This is a genomic window from Rahnella victoriana (genome assembly GCF_021276285.1).
GTDB classification, from domain to species: Bacteria; Pseudomonadota; Gammaproteobacteria; order Enterobacterales; family Enterobacteriaceae; genus Rahnella; species Rahnella victoriana.
In genome coordinates, this window is record NZ_CP089919.1 from 3485942 (window position 1) to 3500864 (window position 14923).

The 14923-nt window shown below is 52.2% G+C and carries 15 protein-coding genes and 1 pseudogene; 8 read left to right on the top strand and 8 right to left on the bottom strand.

The features are described 5' to 3' along the window. Positions 1 to 3: 3 nt before the first annotated feature. From J9880_RS16050 to J9880_RS16060, 3 genes are all read right to left on the bottom strand, one after another. Positions 4 to 522, bottom strand: a complete 519-nt coding sequence (locus J9880_RS16050; protein WP_232769595.1) for a hypothetical protein — start codon at positions 520 to 522, stop codon at positions 4 to 6. A gap of 184 nt (positions 523 to 706) precedes the next feature. Continuing rightward, positions 707 to 1414: a DarT1-associated NADAR antitoxin family protein gene (locus J9880_RS16055; protein WP_121019442.1), complete on the bottom strand. Its 708-nt coding sequence runs from the start codon at positions 1412 to 1414 to the stop codon at positions 707 to 709. A gap of 9 nt (positions 1415 to 1423) precedes the next feature. Then, a complete protein-coding gene (locus tag J9880_RS16060) occupies positions 1424 to 2059 on the bottom strand; it encodes a DarT ssDNA thymidine ADP-ribosyltransferase family protein (RefSeq protein ID WP_232769596.1) in 636 nt (211 codons plus the stop codon). A 200-nt stretch (positions 2060 to 2259) separates the two neighbouring features. Here J9880_RS16060 and J9880_RS16065 point away from each other — a divergent pair. Together J9880_RS16065 and J9880_RS16070 are read left to right on the top strand one after the other, a co-directional pair. Beyond that, positions 2260 to 2601 (top strand): annotated as a pseudogene (locus J9880_RS16065) (phosphatase); the annotation flags it as partial. Positions 2602 to 2661: 60 nt separating this feature from the next. Next, positions 2662 to 3246 carry a TorD/DmsD family molecular chaperone gene (locus J9880_RS16070; RefSeq protein WP_095922403.1) on the top strand — a complete coding sequence of 195 codons (585 nt, stop codon included), beginning with the start codon at positions 2662 to 2664 and terminating at the stop codon, positions 3244 to 3246. 73 nt (positions 3247 to 3319) lie between these two features. On the opposite strand, the gene J9880_RS16075 is transcribed toward J9880_RS16070, so the two are convergent. The 3 genes from J9880_RS16075 to mdtH form a co-directional block, all read right to left on the bottom strand. Further along, positions 3320 to 3883 (bottom strand): lipoprotein, encoded by a 564-nt coding sequence (locus J9880_RS16075; protein ID WP_095922402.1) that lies wholly within the window; start codon positions 3881 to 3883, stop codon positions 3320 to 3322. A gap of 151 nt (positions 3884 to 4034) precedes the next feature. Further along, a complete protein-coding gene (grxB, locus tag J9880_RS16080) occupies positions 4035 to 4682 on the bottom strand; it encodes a glutaredoxin 2 (RefSeq protein ID WP_131693196.1) in 648 nt (215 codons plus the stop codon). A gap of 265 nt (positions 4683 to 4947) precedes the next feature. Then, positions 4948 to 6153 carry a multidrug efflux MFS transporter MdtH gene (gene mdtH, locus J9880_RS16085; RefSeq protein WP_095922400.1) on the bottom strand — a complete coding sequence of 402 codons (1206 nt, stop codon included), beginning with the start codon at positions 6151 to 6153 and terminating at the stop codon, positions 4948 to 4950. Positions 6154 to 6365: 212 nt separating this feature from the next. On the opposite strand from mdtH, the gene rimJ reads away from it, so the two are divergent. The 4 genes from rimJ to murJ all read left to right on the top strand — a co-directional run bounded on the left by rimJ (position 6366) and on the right by murJ (position 10271). After that, positions 6366 to 6953 (top strand): ribosomal protein S5-alanine N-acetyltransferase, encoded by a 588-nt coding sequence (rimJ, locus tag J9880_RS16090; RefSeq protein ID WP_013575017.1) that lies wholly within the window; start codon positions 6366 to 6368, stop codon positions 6951 to 6953. A gap of 10 nt (positions 6954 to 6963) precedes the next feature. Then, complete coding sequence (locus tag J9880_RS16095; RefSeq protein WP_232769597.1) at positions 6964 to 7617, top strand: YceH family protein; 654 nt, start codon at positions 6964 to 6966, stop codon at positions 7615 to 7617. Positions 7618 to 7629: 12 nt separating this feature from the next. Next, complete coding sequence (locus J9880_RS16100) at positions 7630 to 8544, top strand: Gfo/Idh/MocA family protein (RefSeq protein WP_232769598.1); 915 nt, start codon at positions 7630 to 7632, stop codon at positions 8542 to 8544. Positions 8545 to 8735: 191 nt separating this feature from the next. Continuing rightward, on the top strand, positions 8736 to 10271 hold the full coding sequence (gene murJ / locus J9880_RS16105; RefSeq protein ID WP_095922396.1) for a murein biosynthesis integral membrane protein MurJ: 1536 nt from the start codon (positions 8736 to 8738) through the stop codon (positions 10269 to 10271). A gap of 66 nt (positions 10272 to 10337) precedes the next feature. Here murJ and argS read toward each other — a convergent pair whose 3' ends face one another. Next, positions 10338 to 12071 (bottom strand): arginine--tRNA ligase, encoded by a 1734-nt coding sequence (gene argS / locus J9880_RS16110; protein ID WP_232769599.1) that lies wholly within the window; start codon positions 12069 to 12071, stop codon positions 10338 to 10340. A 227-nt stretch (positions 12072 to 12298) separates the two neighbouring features. Here argS and J9880_RS16115 point away from each other — a divergent pair, with 227 nt between their 5' ends. After that, positions 12299 to 12859 (top strand): VOC family protein, encoded by a 561-nt coding sequence (locus tag J9880_RS16115; RefSeq protein ID WP_119822303.1) that lies wholly within the window; start codon positions 12299 to 12301, stop codon positions 12857 to 12859. On the opposite strand, the gene J9880_RS16120 is transcribed toward J9880_RS16115, so the two are convergent. Beyond that, positions 12856 to 14004, bottom strand: coding sequence for a MalY/PatB family protein (locus tag J9880_RS16120; RefSeq protein ID WP_119822304.1), 1149 nt, complete (start codon positions 14002 to 14004; stop codon positions 12856 to 12858). The genes J9880_RS16115 and J9880_RS16120 overlap by 4 nt on opposite strands. A gap of 113 nt (positions 14005 to 14117) precedes the next feature. Here J9880_RS16120 and cutC point away from each other — a divergent pair, with 113 nt between their 5' ends. Then, positions 14118 to 14876 (top strand): copper homeostasis protein CutC, encoded by a 759-nt coding sequence (gene cutC / locus J9880_RS16125; protein ID WP_232769600.1) that lies wholly within the window; start codon positions 14118 to 14120, stop codon positions 14874 to 14876. The last annotated feature ends 47 nt before the right edge of the window (positions 14877 to 14923 follow it).

The following is a 14923-nucleotide window of genomic DNA, read 5'->3' on the forward strand; positions in this document are numbered from 1 at the left end:
ATATCACCGTTTTACATGTAAGAAAGTGTAATCTGTAAGTTTAACAACTGGGAATTGTTTTCCTTTGATATCGGTAATAACATCTTTTGAGATCAAAACGAATCCAACGCCTGTATCATCTTCAGCCTCATAAAATTTATAACCATGTAAAGACAATACAGGGTTGAAATTATAATTTTCAGAGAAGCAAATATAAAAAAGTAGAGAAAGATAAAAGAAAATAGCATACTCTTTTTTTTCAGCTATTGAATCTGTTCCTAATAATGGGAAAAGATAGCTCAAAAAGTAATTTGTAACCTCTTTGTTGGCAGGCGAAAGAGAGTCGATGTTTTTATGTAATGTTTCTAATTTCAACTCCGCAAACTTTACTAATCCCATACAAAGCAACCAGCTTAGGGCTGCAGTGATTAAGCTGTATTTTACCAGCCAGTTAGAGTTCGTCACCCAGCCGATGAAGACCAATGTTACACATACGGGAGCAATAGAGCTTGCAGTGAGTAATAATCTCGCTAATTTATTCATTTAACACCACTCCTTCTGATACTGTTTTTTCATACAGTACTATAGGGTAGTTCTTGGATGGTTTCCACCTATCGTTATTATGACTAACTATATCAATCCCATGATTTATAAGAAAAATCAATGTTTTTTACAAAGCACGTTATGCTTATTAGAGAGATTTTCACCAGTATATTTATAAGTTACATCAAAAACCAAAACCCGATTGATTAGTTTCATCTTGTCGAGCATTGCTGATTGATACGCTCTTGATTGTCTCTAAGAAACTCTCTTTCGACGAAATGGCTTCGTCAAGAATACCTTGCTTAGACAATGATATGTAAAGAGCCGCAGAGTAGGCCTGGCAGTTGATTGACCGTTCAGGATTAAACTCAATATCGGTGAACGCATCATATTCAATGATTTGCTCTGCAAGTTCTCGCTGTTTCCTCAACGCGCTAATGTAAAGCCAGTCATAAAAAGCTGTCTGAGGCTCTAACTCCCACTCTTTGCCGAAAAACTTGAATCCAGTTAGTCGACCAGAGGTGAGAAGGCGCTTATCTTTTTTTGCTTCGCGGGGAGTCATTTCAAACATATCGACAAAGGGCCCCCCACGCTGAAAGACTTTACTACCCTGAAAAGCACATTCGATAGTTAAAGTCCGCTGCTGTTTAAGCGTTGTAAAAGACAGATTGAAAGCACTCAATGCAACTCCGAGGGTATCCCGCGACTTGCTGGAAATCTCAAGAATTTTTTCCACATTAGGCAGGCTTGTTTTGGCTGCTTCATGGAGCGAGTCAATAGACTTCTGTTTTTGTGAAACTGACATGCCCGGAAACCAAGTGAAATCTACAAGCTCAGTTTTAACGAAGAGCGATTTTTCATTAATAGGGACGTATACGGGTCGTTGTGCCATTGAACTACCTTATCGAACAAATGAACGGGAAGCGAATAGCCCGCCTCCCGTAGCTTGGAGTTTTACCTGCCTTCCAGCAAGTAGGCCTTCGTAAGCTGCTTTCGCCTCTTGCTTGTTAAATGCAGCACCAAAGATATATTGCGGTTCAATTGTATCAAATACTAACACTTCTGCTTGTACATCTGTAGTGTCGTAAGGTTGCAAGCGTTGATCTTGCCGCGATGAGAAATTTTCAATTTCATTGAACATGCCAGAGAGCGATGCGAGATTTTGAAGTTGGGGTAAGGGTTGACTGCTAATCCTTCCATCGGCTGCATTATGACAACAAAATGCACAAGGTTTTGTCCAAAGTAATGACGGCTGTAAAAGCAAGACCACCCATTCAACTTGAGGGTTATCTGCACGTAGACCGAAAAACATATGGTGATTAGGACGTGTAATTGATAGACAGGAGGCATCCCTATGCCCATCCCATCTACCTTCGTCATTAATAACCGCTGCAATACGACGCTCTGATGCGTTTCCTATAGGAACTATCCCATGTTGCATAATGCTTGCTAAATTATCAACGCGAGTGAAGTGTATAAGGTGCTTAATGCCACGTTCAGTGACGATTTGTTGTATCTCACGAATTCGCTGTGTCATTTTGTAATCCCCAAAGATTATTTTTTCTTACAATCTATTGATGATTTTGTTGAATAAGAAGTGCTTACATAACTTTATACTAAATTAAGACGATTCTCATGGCGTGAAGGTGTTTTTTAGTGATAACCACCATATGGATAGTTTTAATTTTGTTAAAAACCTATGTGAGTAAATTTGTAATTGGCATTAAAAAATATTTCGGCAACCCGAAATACCCGATTGATATTCCGGCCGTGGCGGCCGCTGCCGCGAAATATAACGTCGCGCTGGAGCTGAATAATTCGTCGTTTATTCATTCACGCGTCGGCAGTGAGCCAAACTGCCGTGCCATTGCGCTGGCAGTCAAAGAAGCCGGTGGCTGGCTGGCGCTGGGATCGGATTCGCATATCGCGTATTCCCTCGGCGGCTTTGAACATTGCGAACGTATTTTGCGCGACATTGATTTCCCGCAAGACCGTATCCTTAACGTCAGTCCGCGTCGTTTCCTTGATTTTCTGGAAAAACGTGGCCGCGCGCCCATTGCTGAATTAAGCGAACTGTGACATTGTCGCGACCAAATTGCGGGTGATTAACCCTTTTCACTGTCTGATCTGGTGACTGTTATGAATGAATTTTCCATTGTCTGCCGTGTGCTGGGCACGCTGTTTTACCGCCAGCCGCAGGATCCGTTACTGGTTCCGCTGTTTGGTCTGATTCAGGACGGCAAGCTGCGTGAACACTGGCCGCTGGAGCAGGATGCGTTGCTGATCCGTTTGCAGGAAAGCGCCAATCCTGAAGCGCTGGCCGCTGAGTTTAACCGTCTGTTTGTCGGCTCAGAATGCGCGGTATCGCCTTTCCGCAGCGATTACGTTGAGGGTGCCAGCGAAATGGATGTGCGGACATTCCTGCAACAGCGCGGCATGCCGTTGGGTGAAACACCTGCCGACCATTTCGGTGCCATGTTACTGGCGGCCTCCTGGCTGGAAGACCAGTCGCAGGAAGACGAAGTCAGTGCGCAGATTACCCTTTTCGATGAGTTACTCTTCCCGTGGTGCGGAAAATTCCTCGGCAAAGTAGAAGCCCATGCCACCAGCGGTTTCTACCGCACGCTGTCTGAAATCAGCCGCGAAGCCTTGCAGGTCATGCGTGACGAGCTGGAAGAACAGTTACCGCAGGATCTGGATGACGCGGAAGAAGACGACCAGTAATCCTGACGACTGACATAAAAAAGCCCGGCGGTGAGTGATCACGCCGGGCTTTTTTATGGCAAGGTTTTGCCGGTCAGTCAGTGAACGGGATCACCAGTTGTCCCGGTTTCACTTCTATCCCTTTCGCCAGTTTTTTCGCCATCGCTTCGCCTTTGCTGCGATCGCCATTAAGCACATACGCCGGGCGCTGGTTGAAATAGGTGTTCAGCGAGTTGTTCAGATAAGGCATCAGGCCTTTCATCACGTTATCCATTTTCTCAGGTTTGATGGTGTAATCAGATACCTGCATATCCCGCAGGAAAATGGCGCCTTTTTCACGGTCATAGGTCGGATGCGCTTTCAGGGTCAGATGCATATCGGCTTTCTGCGGGCCGAACAGGGAGGAAATATCGACATGAGCGTCACCGGTCAGCGTCACGATGCCCGGCTCAGCGCGGCCAATCTGGCTGCTGAGATGGGTCAGTACCAGTTTTGCATCCACCAGTCCCGGAACACCCAACTGTTTTTCGAAGTTGTTGTTCTTTTGCAGATAATCATTCACCTGCTGTTCGCTGATGGTGTACTGCGTCAGCTGGTTACAGCCTGCCAGCAGGCTGGCACACATCAGTACGGCGGCACCTAAAAATCGCTTTGTCATTCTTCCCTCATTACGTAAAAACTATTTTGTCAGCATGACCGCAAAGCGGCATTACTCCAATCAGACAACGCTGATTAGCCTAAGTGCTGAAGGGAGGGAAGAAAAGGGGAAATTGCCGGAAGCGCACTTCCGGCAGATAAGGTTGACGGGCTTAACTTGCCAGGCGGGTCAGTAAATTAACCTGGGTTTGTTTCGCCATGTTGTCGCGATAAGCCTGAACACGTGAAGGCCAGTCGATACCCTGAACAATCGACAGTGAACGCAGCAGCGGCCACAGGTTAATATCATCCTCAGAAAGTTCGCCATTCACCGCATTCGGCTCGACGATCAGCTTGTCGAGTGCGCGCAAATCCTGACTGATTTTCTTCACCAGACCTTCGGAATGTTGCAGGTGTTCCGCGAAGCTGCCACTGGCGGCCTGTTTTTTATCGGAGAAGTATTTACGGGCTTCCGGCGTGGAGAACTCTTCCAGCGGCGCGGTAGCAAAACGCGGCAACAGCAGGCGACCGGTGTATTCAGAAACCTGACGCAACCATGCGGCCACCTGGGCATTCAGCGGGCCGGTCAGCAGCGGCTTACCGTCGCTTTTGTCGATGTAATGCACGATGTCCATGCTCTCCGGCATGAAGCCGCCATCCTCTTTTTGCAGGATCGGCACCATCTTTTTACCCACCATCGAAACGGGCGTTTTTTCATCGTCGTTGAGCAGCACCTTGATCTCAACCGGGATATTTTTCAAACCGAAAATCATGCGTGCTTTCACGCAGAATGGGCAATGTTCGTAAACGTAAAGTCTCATCGTTTTTAGCTCCTGTTATCGCCGGCGCTGACCTGTAGGGTGCATGAAAACTGCCGGATGTAGGTTCGGATTTTATCTAACGCTATGATTCAGTATGGGTATAGATGCGGGTGAGATCAAACCTACCTGTCATGCTTGTCGCTGTCACTGTGTTGGCTACGCTCGTTTACCCGAATCACTGACCTTTGTCAGTTCATCGGGATTCACCCGCTTGCCGCCTTGTTACAACGCCAATCATTTTGGGTATTAAAAAATGAGTAAAAGATCAGCCACCGCTGAGCATGGCCGGTTCGATGCGGCGCAGGTTGAACTGCCAGTACAAACCGGTGAGGGTAATGAAACCCACGACGCCGAGTAAAAACCACGGCAGCTCAGGCAGATCCAGGGCGCGGCCGGTGTCGTACATCCAGCCGCCACCGGTGTAACCGATAACGCCGCCAAGCGCCAGACCGAGACGGCTGAAGCCCATGTAGCTGCCGCGCGCGCGGGCATCGGCCAGTGATGCGCTGAGGGTTTCACGCGCCGGTTCGGCAATAATGGAGCCGATATAGAAGAAACCGATCAGCAGCAATAACGGATTGATAGAAGTGACCAGCCCGACCGGCAGCAGGCTGAGTGTCATGATCAGCAGGCCGAACATCAGACGCTGTTCGAGACGGAAACGTTTTTCGCTCCAGCGGGCAATCGGATACAGCAGCGTCAGGGACAATACGGCTTCGACGGCATACATCCATTTCACCGCCGCCGGACTTCCGGCAACATCATTGACCGCGATCGGCAGCATCAGCATCACCTGCACGGTCAGCATGTAATAGCCGGTCAGCGTCAGCACATAAGCCAGAAAACGACGGTCGCGTAACACGCGCATCATGCCTTCGCGCATCGGCGTACGCAGGGTGGAAATACGGTAAGCGGGTAACAGCCAGGCGTTGCAGGCCGCTGCCAGACAGAAAATAGCGGCACCCGCCCAGCAGACATAATGAAAATCGTACTGCAACAGCCAGCTGCCGATCAGGGCGCCAATGACGGCACCCGCGCTGTCCTGCATCATCATCAGGGAGAAGAAACGGCTGCGCTCGTGCGGACGGGTGAGTTTGATGACCAGCGCGGTACGCGGCGGATCAAACAAGGTGCCGCCAAGGCCGGAGAGAATACAGGAGCACACCAGGATCCACGGCTGGTCAGCCATCGCCATGGTGGCAAATCCGGCGGCACGCAATAACATGCCGGTGATGATCATCGGTTTTGCGCCAAAGCGGTCGGCAATCGCGCCGCCAAAAATGCCTAATCCCTGCTGTGTCAGCTGACGTACGCCCAGTGCCAGACCGACGGCCATGGCGGCCCAGCCAAGCTGATCGACAAATCGGATCGAGATCAACGGAAAAACCACGAAAAAGCCTAAAATAACCAGCGCGTTGTCTAATAACAGAAAATACTTACCCAAGCTCCGAGCTTGTGATACCAGAGACATGCTTCACCATGAGCGATTATTTGTATCCTGTCCGGCAGATACAGAAAGGAGAAAAGACGCATCCAGTCTGAACCGGAATCGGGCAATTAGATAGGGCGCTATTGATAATATTTTTTTATCGTCAAGCCGCGTTCTGACTGGCAGAATTAGCGGTGATCTGTCGTTTCCTATAAATTCTATTTATCGACCCATGCGGGATGTGGAGGGAAGGGATGTTTGGCTACAAATCTGCCGTGCCAAAGGTGCGGCTTACCACTGACCGGATGGTCCTGCGCCTGGTTCATGACCGCGATGCGCACCGGCTGGCTGAATACTACGCTGAGAACCGGGCGTTTCTGAAACCCTGGGAACCGGTCAGGGATGAAAGTCATTGTTATCCTTCCGGCTGGCAGGCGCGTCTGGGGTTAATCACCGAGATGCAAAAACAGGGCAGTGCTTATTATTTTATCCTGCTCGATCCGGACGAAAATCGTGTGATGGGCGTGGCGAATTTCAGTAATGTGCTGCGCGGTTCCTTCCATGCCTGTTTCCTCGGCTATTCGCTGGGTCAGGAATGGCAGGGCAAAGGGCTGATGCAGGAAGCGTTGCAAACCCTTATCCGCTATATGCAACGTCAGCAGAAAATGCACCGCATTATGGCCAATTACATGCCACACAATAAACGCAGCGGTCAGCTTCTCGAACGCCTCGGATTTGAACGTGAGGGTTACGCGAAAGATTACCTGCTGATCGACGGCAAATGGCAGGACCACGTGCTGACGGCACTCACCTGGCAAGAATGGACACCCCCGTCCCGATAAGGAGAGCAAGATGAAACATGAACTCAGCGCCCGGGAAGCCCGTGTCGTGGGCTGTATGCTGGAAAAACAGCTCACCACGCCAGAACAATATCCGATGACCCTCAACGGCCTGACCACGGCCTGCAATCAGAAAACCAACCGCGAACCGGTCATGGAACTGAGCGAAAGTGACGTTCAGCAAACGCTGGATCTCCTGCTGCGTAAACACATTATCCGCACCCTCAGCGGCTCGCGCACCATGAAGTACGAGCATCGTTTCTGTAACTCTGAATTCGGCAATCTCAAATTTTCCCCGCAGGAAGTTGCGGTGGTGACCACACTGTTGTTGCGCGGCGCACAGACGCCGGGCGAGCTGCGCACCCGCACCAACCGCCTGCATGATTTTTCCGATGTCGGCGAAGTTGAACAGACGTTGACCGAACTGGCGAACCGCGAAGACGGCCCGTTTTGCGTGCGTCTGGCCCGCGAACCGGGCAAACGTGAAAGCCGGTTTATGCATCTGTTCAGCGGCGAAGTCAGTGACGCGGCCAGTGCCGCCGACGAACCTGCGTTCAGTGCCGCGCCGGAGAGTGCCGGTCTGGCGGCACGGGTAGAAACGCTGGAGGCGGAAGTCGCGGAACTGAAGCAGCGTCTGGAAAATTTGTTGCAGCATCTCGCCGATTAACAGGAGCAGAGTGTGAGTAAATTGCGTATTGGTGTTATCGGGCTGGGCGGTATCGCGCAAAAGGCGTATCTGCCGGTACTCAGTCATGCACAAAACTGGACGCTGGTGGGCGGTTTTTCCCCTAATCAGCAGAAAGCGCAGGCGGTCTGCGACAGTTACCGGATGGCGAATTATTCGCGGATGGACGAGCTGGCAGGGCAGTGTGACGCCGTTTTTGTGCACAGCAGCACCGACAGCCATTTTGAAGTGGTCAGGCAATTGCTGGCGCAGGGCGTGCATGTGTATGTTGATAAACCGCTGGCTGCAGAACTTGATCAGGCTGAACAGTTGGTTGAACAGGCGCATAAAGCAGGTAAAACGCTGATGGTCGGTTTCAACCGCCGCTTTGCGCCGTTGTACCGCAAGCTGAAGGACCAGATGCAAAATCCTGCGTCGTTGCGCATGGATAAGCACCGTACGGACAGCGTCGGCCCACACGATCTGCGCTTCACCTTGCTGGATGATTATCTGCACGTCGTCGATACCGCGCTGTGGCTGGCGGGCGGCAATGCCAGTCTGGAAAGCGGCCTGATTCAGATTAACGAAGCCAATCAGATGCTCTACGGTGAACATCATTTCCTGTGCGGCGAAACGCTGGTCACTACATCGATGCATCGCCGTGCGGGCACTTTCCGCGAGAGTGTTCAGGCGGTGACTGAGGGCGCGGTGTATCAGCTGGACAACATGCAAATCTGGCGCGAAGAGCAGCAGGATATTCTGACGCAACTTCCGGTACCGGGCTGGCAAAGTACGCTGACGCAACGTGGATTTGTCGGTGCCATTGAACACTTTGTCGATTGTGTGAGCAATCACACTGCGCCGGAAACCAGCGGTGAGCAGGCGATTTATGCGCAGGCAATGATCGAGAAAATCTTGCAGGCAGACTAGGGAATACCGCGCAGGATGGTGCGGTTAACAATCTATAACAACATAAAACAACTGCCGGTGGCTATTGCATGGCGGATGCGTAGACTAAGCGCATCTTTGAGCCATGCCGGTTCATCTTTCACGCCTGCTGATGCAGGCGTGGTCGTTTAACTGTCTGAATTAAAAACAAACCGGTAAACAAGAAAAGTGACATGAATCTACTTAAATCTTTGGCAGCCGTCAGTTCAATGACGATGTTCTCACGTGTATTAGGTTTTGCCCGCGATGCCATTGTGGCTCGTGTGTTTGGCGCCGGAATGGTCACCGACGCCTTTTTTGTGGCGTTCAAACTGCCCAATTTACTGAGACGTATTTTTGCAGAAGGCGCATTCTCGCAGGCTTTCGTGCCGATTCTGGCGGAGTACAAAACGCAGCAGGGCGAGGAAGCCACGCGCACCTTTATTGCTTATGTGTCGGGGCTGCTGACACTGGTTCTGGCGATAGTCACGGTGCTGGGTATGATCGCTGCGCCGTGGGTGATTTATATTACCGCGCCGGGCTTTGTCGATTCGCCGGACAAATTTGCGCTGACCAGCTCGCTGCTGCGCATCACCTTTCCGTATATCCTGCTGATTTCACTGGCCTCGCTGGTCGGGGCGATCCTTAACACCTGGAACCGTTTCTCGATACCCGCTTTTGCACCGACCTTCCTCAACGTCAGTATGATCGGTTTTGCGTTGTTCGCGGCACCGTATTTCCATCCCCCGGTGCTGGCGCTGGCCTGGGCGGTGGTGGCCGGTGGGTTGCTGCAACTGGGTTACCAACTGCCGCATCTGAAGAAAATCGGCATGCTGGTGTTGCCGCGTCTGAATCTGAAAGATGCCGGTGTATGGCGTGTGATGCGCCAGATGGGACCGGCGATTTTAGGGGTGTCCGTCAGCCAGATTTCACTGATCATCAACACGATTTTCGCCTCGTTTCTGGTCTCCGGCTCAGTGTCGTGGATGTATTACGCTGACCGCCTGATGGAGTTTCCTTCCGGCGTGCTGGGCGTGGCGCTGGGCACCATCCTGCTGCCGTCGCTGGCACGCAGCTTCTCCAGCGGTAATCACGGCGAATACAACCGCCTGATGGACTGGGGGCTGCGTCTGTGTTTCCTGCTGGCGCTGCCAAGTTCTGTGGCGCTGGGCATTCTGGCAAAACCGCTGACGGTTGCCTTATTCCAGTACGGTAAATTCAGTGCCTTTGATGCTTCGATGACCCAGCGCGCGCTGGTGGCTTATTCCGTCGGGCTGATGGGGCTGATTGTGGTGAAAGTGCTGGCACCTGGCTTCTATTCGCGTCAGGACATCAAAACGCCGGTGAAAATTGCCATCATCACCTTACTGATGACGCAGGTGATGAACCTCGCCTTTATCGGGCCACTCAAACACGCCGGGCTTTCCCTGTCGATTGGGCTGGCGGCCTGTCTGAATGCGTCCCTGTTGTACTGGCAACTGCGTAAGCAGGACATCTTCCAGCCACAACCGGGCTGGAGAATTTTCCTCATCAAGCTGATTGTTGCCGTGGTAGCAATGTCCGCAGCATTGCTTGGCATGATGTACGTGATGCCAGCCTGGGACGTGGGCGGTATGGCCTATCGTCTGGCGCGTCTGGCGGCCGTAGTGGCCGTGGGCGTGGTGGCTTATTTTGCTGTGCTCGGCCTGCTGGGTTTCCGTGTGAAGGAATTTGCCCGCCGGTTAGATTGATTCATCCGAATCTCAGAAACACAAAAGGGCGCCTGAGCGCCCTTTTTTAATGCCACAAACCGCGAATTACATGCGTTCTACGGTTTCGATACCCAGCGTATCCAGACCGGTTTTCAGCGTGCGCTGAGTCAGCAGTGCCAGTTTCAGACGGCTGTTGCGGCTGGTTTCGTCTTCTGCGTTCAGGATCGGGCAGTGCTCGTAGAAGCTGGAGAACAGACCGGCCACGTCGTACAGATAAGCGCACATGGTGTGCGGCGTGCCTTCGCGGGCGACGACAGTCAGCACTTCTTCGAACTGCAACAGGCGGGTGGCCAGCGCGGCTTCGCGTTCTTCGCTCAGTACGACCGGTTGGGTCAGGCTGTTCACGTCGATGTCAGCGCGTTTGAAGATGGAGGCCACGCGGGTGTAGGCATATTGCATATAAGGCGCGGTGTTACCTTCGAAGGCCAGCATGTTGTCCCAGTCGAAGATGTAATCCGTGGTCCGGCTTTTTGACAGGTCGGCGTATTTGATTGCGCCGATACCTACCGCGTTCACCAGTTTTTCCAGCTCTTCAGCGTCTTTCAGTTCCGGGTTCTTTTCCGTGATCAGCTTACGTGCGCGGTCAATCGCTTCATCCAGCAGATCAGACAGTTTCACCGTGCCGCCAGAGCGGGTTTTGAACGGCTTGCCGTCTTTGCCCAGCATCATGCCGAACATATGGTGTTCGAGCGCCACGGAATCCGGCACATAACCGGCTTTACGGGCGATGGTCCACGCCTGCATCAGGTGCTGATGCTGACGGGAGTCGATGTAATACAGAACGCGATCCGCACCCAGTGTTTCGTAGCGATATTTCGCGCAGGCGATATCGGTGGTGGTGTACAGGTAGCCGCCATCTTTTTTACGGATGATGACGCCCATCGGGTCGCCTTCTTTGTTTTTGTATTCATCAAGATAGACAACCACCGCGCCTTCGCTGTCGACCGCCAGCCCTTTGGCTTGCAAATCGGCAACGATGCCCGGCAGCATGCTGTTATACAGGCTTTCACCCATCACATCGTCTTCGGTCAGGGTGACGTTCAGGCGGTGATAGGTCAGCTGGTTTTGCTTCATGGTCACGTCGACCAGTTTGCGCCACATTTGCAGGCAATATTCGTCGCCGCCCTGCAACTTCACCACGTAGCCACGTGCACGTTCGGCGAAGGCTTCGTCTTCGTCATAGTTTTTCTTGGCGGCACGGTAGAATTCTTCGAGGTCAGACAGGTTCATGTCCGCCGCGTTTTCGTTCTGCACTTTTTCCAGATAGGCGATCAGCATCCCAAACTGTGTGCCCCAGTCACCGACATGGTTAGCACGGATCACTTTATGACCGAGCAGTTCATTGGTACGCACGGCCGCGTCACCGATGATGGTGGAACGGATGTGACCGACGTGCATCTCTTTTGCCACGTTCGGTGCAGAGTAGTCGATGACGATGGTTTGCGGTTCAACCGGCGTGATGCCCAGTTTTTCGTCGTTAAGTGCGCTGTCAACGTGTGCACCCACGAAAGCAGGGTCCAGGAAGATATTGATAAAGCCCGGTCCGGCGATTTCGACTTTGTGAGCAATACCGTTCAGGTCTAACAGTTCAACCACTTTCTCTGCCAGTTGTCGTGGTGGCATACCGAGTTTTTTCGCCACGGACATAACACCATTAGCCTGATAGTCGCCAAACTGTGCTTTAGCGGACTGACGGACTTGCGCTTCGCTGTCGGCAGAAGCGCCTGCAGCGATCAGCGCCTGGCTGACTTTATCTGAAAGAAGTGACTGAATATTCACCGAAGTACCTTTATTTAGGAATGTGGTTGTTTGCTGTTCATCCCAATGCGGACGAACCTAAAATGATGCGTGTTTATATCATATTAGCCCCGCGGCGTCAGTATCGCCGCATGAAGGCAGGTGAGGAAAACGCGTTTCTGCGGCATGTCTCTGGCAACCGGATGAAAGGCTGTGTAAATTACCCGACCCTGAAGACAAGCAAACTAAAATGAGACAGGATAACGGCCATGAAACAGGTGACTGAGTTAGAGGATTTAGCCGGAGATTTGCCGCGTTTTGTCGGTGTGCTGACGGCGTTTGCCGCCAAATTGCAACTCAATCTCGGCGATTTTCATGCGGATCATATTTCAGTCCGTTGCCATCAGAACACCACGGCGGACCGCTGGCGGGCAGGGCTGGAACAATGCGGCAGCCTGCTGAATGAAACCCTGATTAACGGGCGGCCGATTTGTCTGTTTTCGCTTAACGCGCCTTTGCAGGTCGGCCCGCTGAGTATCGATCTGGTGGAATTGCCGTATCCCGGTGATAAGCGTTATCCGCATGAAGGCTGGGAACACATTGAGATTGTCCTGCCCGGCGCGGAAGACGAATTATCTACACGGGCGCTGGCACTGATTGCCGATGAAGCACTGATGACACCCGGTATTAAGCTGAAACAAAGCGCGCCGAAAGGAGAAAACGAACGTTTGCCGAACCCGACGCTGGCGATAACCGACGGCTCCGTGACCATCAAATTCCATCCGCACAGTCTGCGTGCGATTGTCGCCAGTGAAAGGGAAGACCGCTAACGTTGCAATGTCTGCAACGCGGCTTCCATGCGATCCAGCGCTTTTTCCAGTAATGCGCGCTGGCAGCCGAGATTGATACGTACAAAGGCCGGTGCGCCGAAATCCGCTCCGCCTGAGAAACCGACACCGGCTTCAACAAAGAAGCGGTAAGGATCCTGTACCGGCAGCGCACTGGCATCAATCCAGCCGAGATAAGTGCCTTCGGGTGCCAGCATGCGCAATCCCGGCATGGCGTTGATTCTGGCGGTGACTAATTCGCGGTTACCGCGCAGGTATTCAAGCTGCGCGACAAGCCATGCTTCACCGTCGCGGTAGGCGGCCGTGGCGGCGACATAGGCCAGAATGTTGACGTGCGGCACAATGCCTTTGCTGGTTTCCAGAAATTTACGGCGTAATTCCGCATTCGGGATAATCGCCATCGAGGCGCCCAGACCGGCGAGGTTGAAGGTTTTTGAAGGTGACATCAGCGTGATCGAACGCTGTGCGGCATCGGCATTCAGTGCGGCAAACGGAATGTGCTTCAGGCCCGGTTCGAGGATCAGGTCACAATGAATTTCATCCGAGCACACCACCAGATCGTGACGTTGTGCGAAAGCGTGCTGTTCGAGTAATTCCTCGCGGCGATAGACCGTTCCGCCCGGATTATACGGGTTGCACAACATCAGCAGTTTTTCGCTGCCATCAAGCTGGTTTTCAGCCGCTGCAAAATCGGCCACCCAACGCTGTTGCTGCTCATTCACATTAACAGATTTAAACTGTCGTCCTTCCGATTGCGCCGCCTGCATAAAAGGAGGATAGACAGGCATCGGCATCAGACTGGTGTCATGCGCAGCAACGACAGCGCGCACGGCGACGTTCAATCCGCACACCAGCCCCGGCAACCAGACGATCCATTCGGGCCTGATCGCCCAGTCATACCGTTCTGCCATGCGGCTGACCACTAAATCAGTCAGTTCCGGCGGAGTAAAACCATACCCGAAGACGCCTTCGGCGACGCGTTGCTGTAACTCTTTGATAACCTGCGGCGGAGACGTGAAATCGGTATCGGCTACCCAAAGTGGAATCACATCCTGATGGGAGTATTTATTCCACTTAACGCTATCACTGTGACTGCGGTCTACCCATAAATCAAAATTGAGTGTCATAGTTAGCTTTCCTAAGCAAGCAGGTTGGGCGGGGATGCTCATCTCAAAGCCTACGCGACATGGCCGGTTACAGACAAGTGTTGTAGCATAATGCCGTAATCAGGAGAGATCACATGACTAAATTAGAAGTGTGTTGTTACAGCGTGGACTGTGCGTTGACAGCAGAACAAGCCGGAGCCGATCGCGTCGAATTATGCGCCAGTCAGGCTGACGGCGGTATTACGCCGAGTTACGGCACCCTGAAACTGGCGAAGGAAAAAGTGACCATCCCGGTACATCCGATTGTACGTCCGCGGGGCGGTGACTTTTGCTACAGCCAGAGTGAGTTTGAGGTGTTGAAAAGTGACATCGCCTGTATCCGTGATCTCGGCTTTCCCGGGCTGGTCGTCGGTATGCTCGATGCGGAAGGGCATATTGATATGCCAAGAATGCGGGAAGTGATGGCGCTGTGCGGCGATATGGCCGTGACATTCCATCGCGCATTCGATATGTGTCTTAACCCGAAGATCGCATTAGAGCAGTTGACTCAGTTAGGGGTGGCGCGCATTCTGACTTCAGGCCAACAGCAAAATGCCGAGGTCGGATTACCGATGCTTCGGGAACTGAATCAGCTGACGCGTGGTCCTATTATTATGGCGGGCGCGGGTGTGCGGCTGACCAACCTGCAAAAGTTTGTCGATATCGGGCTGACCGAATTGCACAGCTCAGCAGGGCGTCAGGTGCCTTCTTCCATGCGCTACCGCAAAGCCGGTGTCACCATGAGTTCTGACACGGATTTTGATGAATTCAGTCGTTATTGCGTAGACGGCGATATTGTTGCCGCAATGAAAAGCACATTGCAGTTTGACGATGAAATATCCCGCACGGCGTAACGACAGCAAATTTAACCGGGTCACACGACCCTTATTGCGTCGCCCTG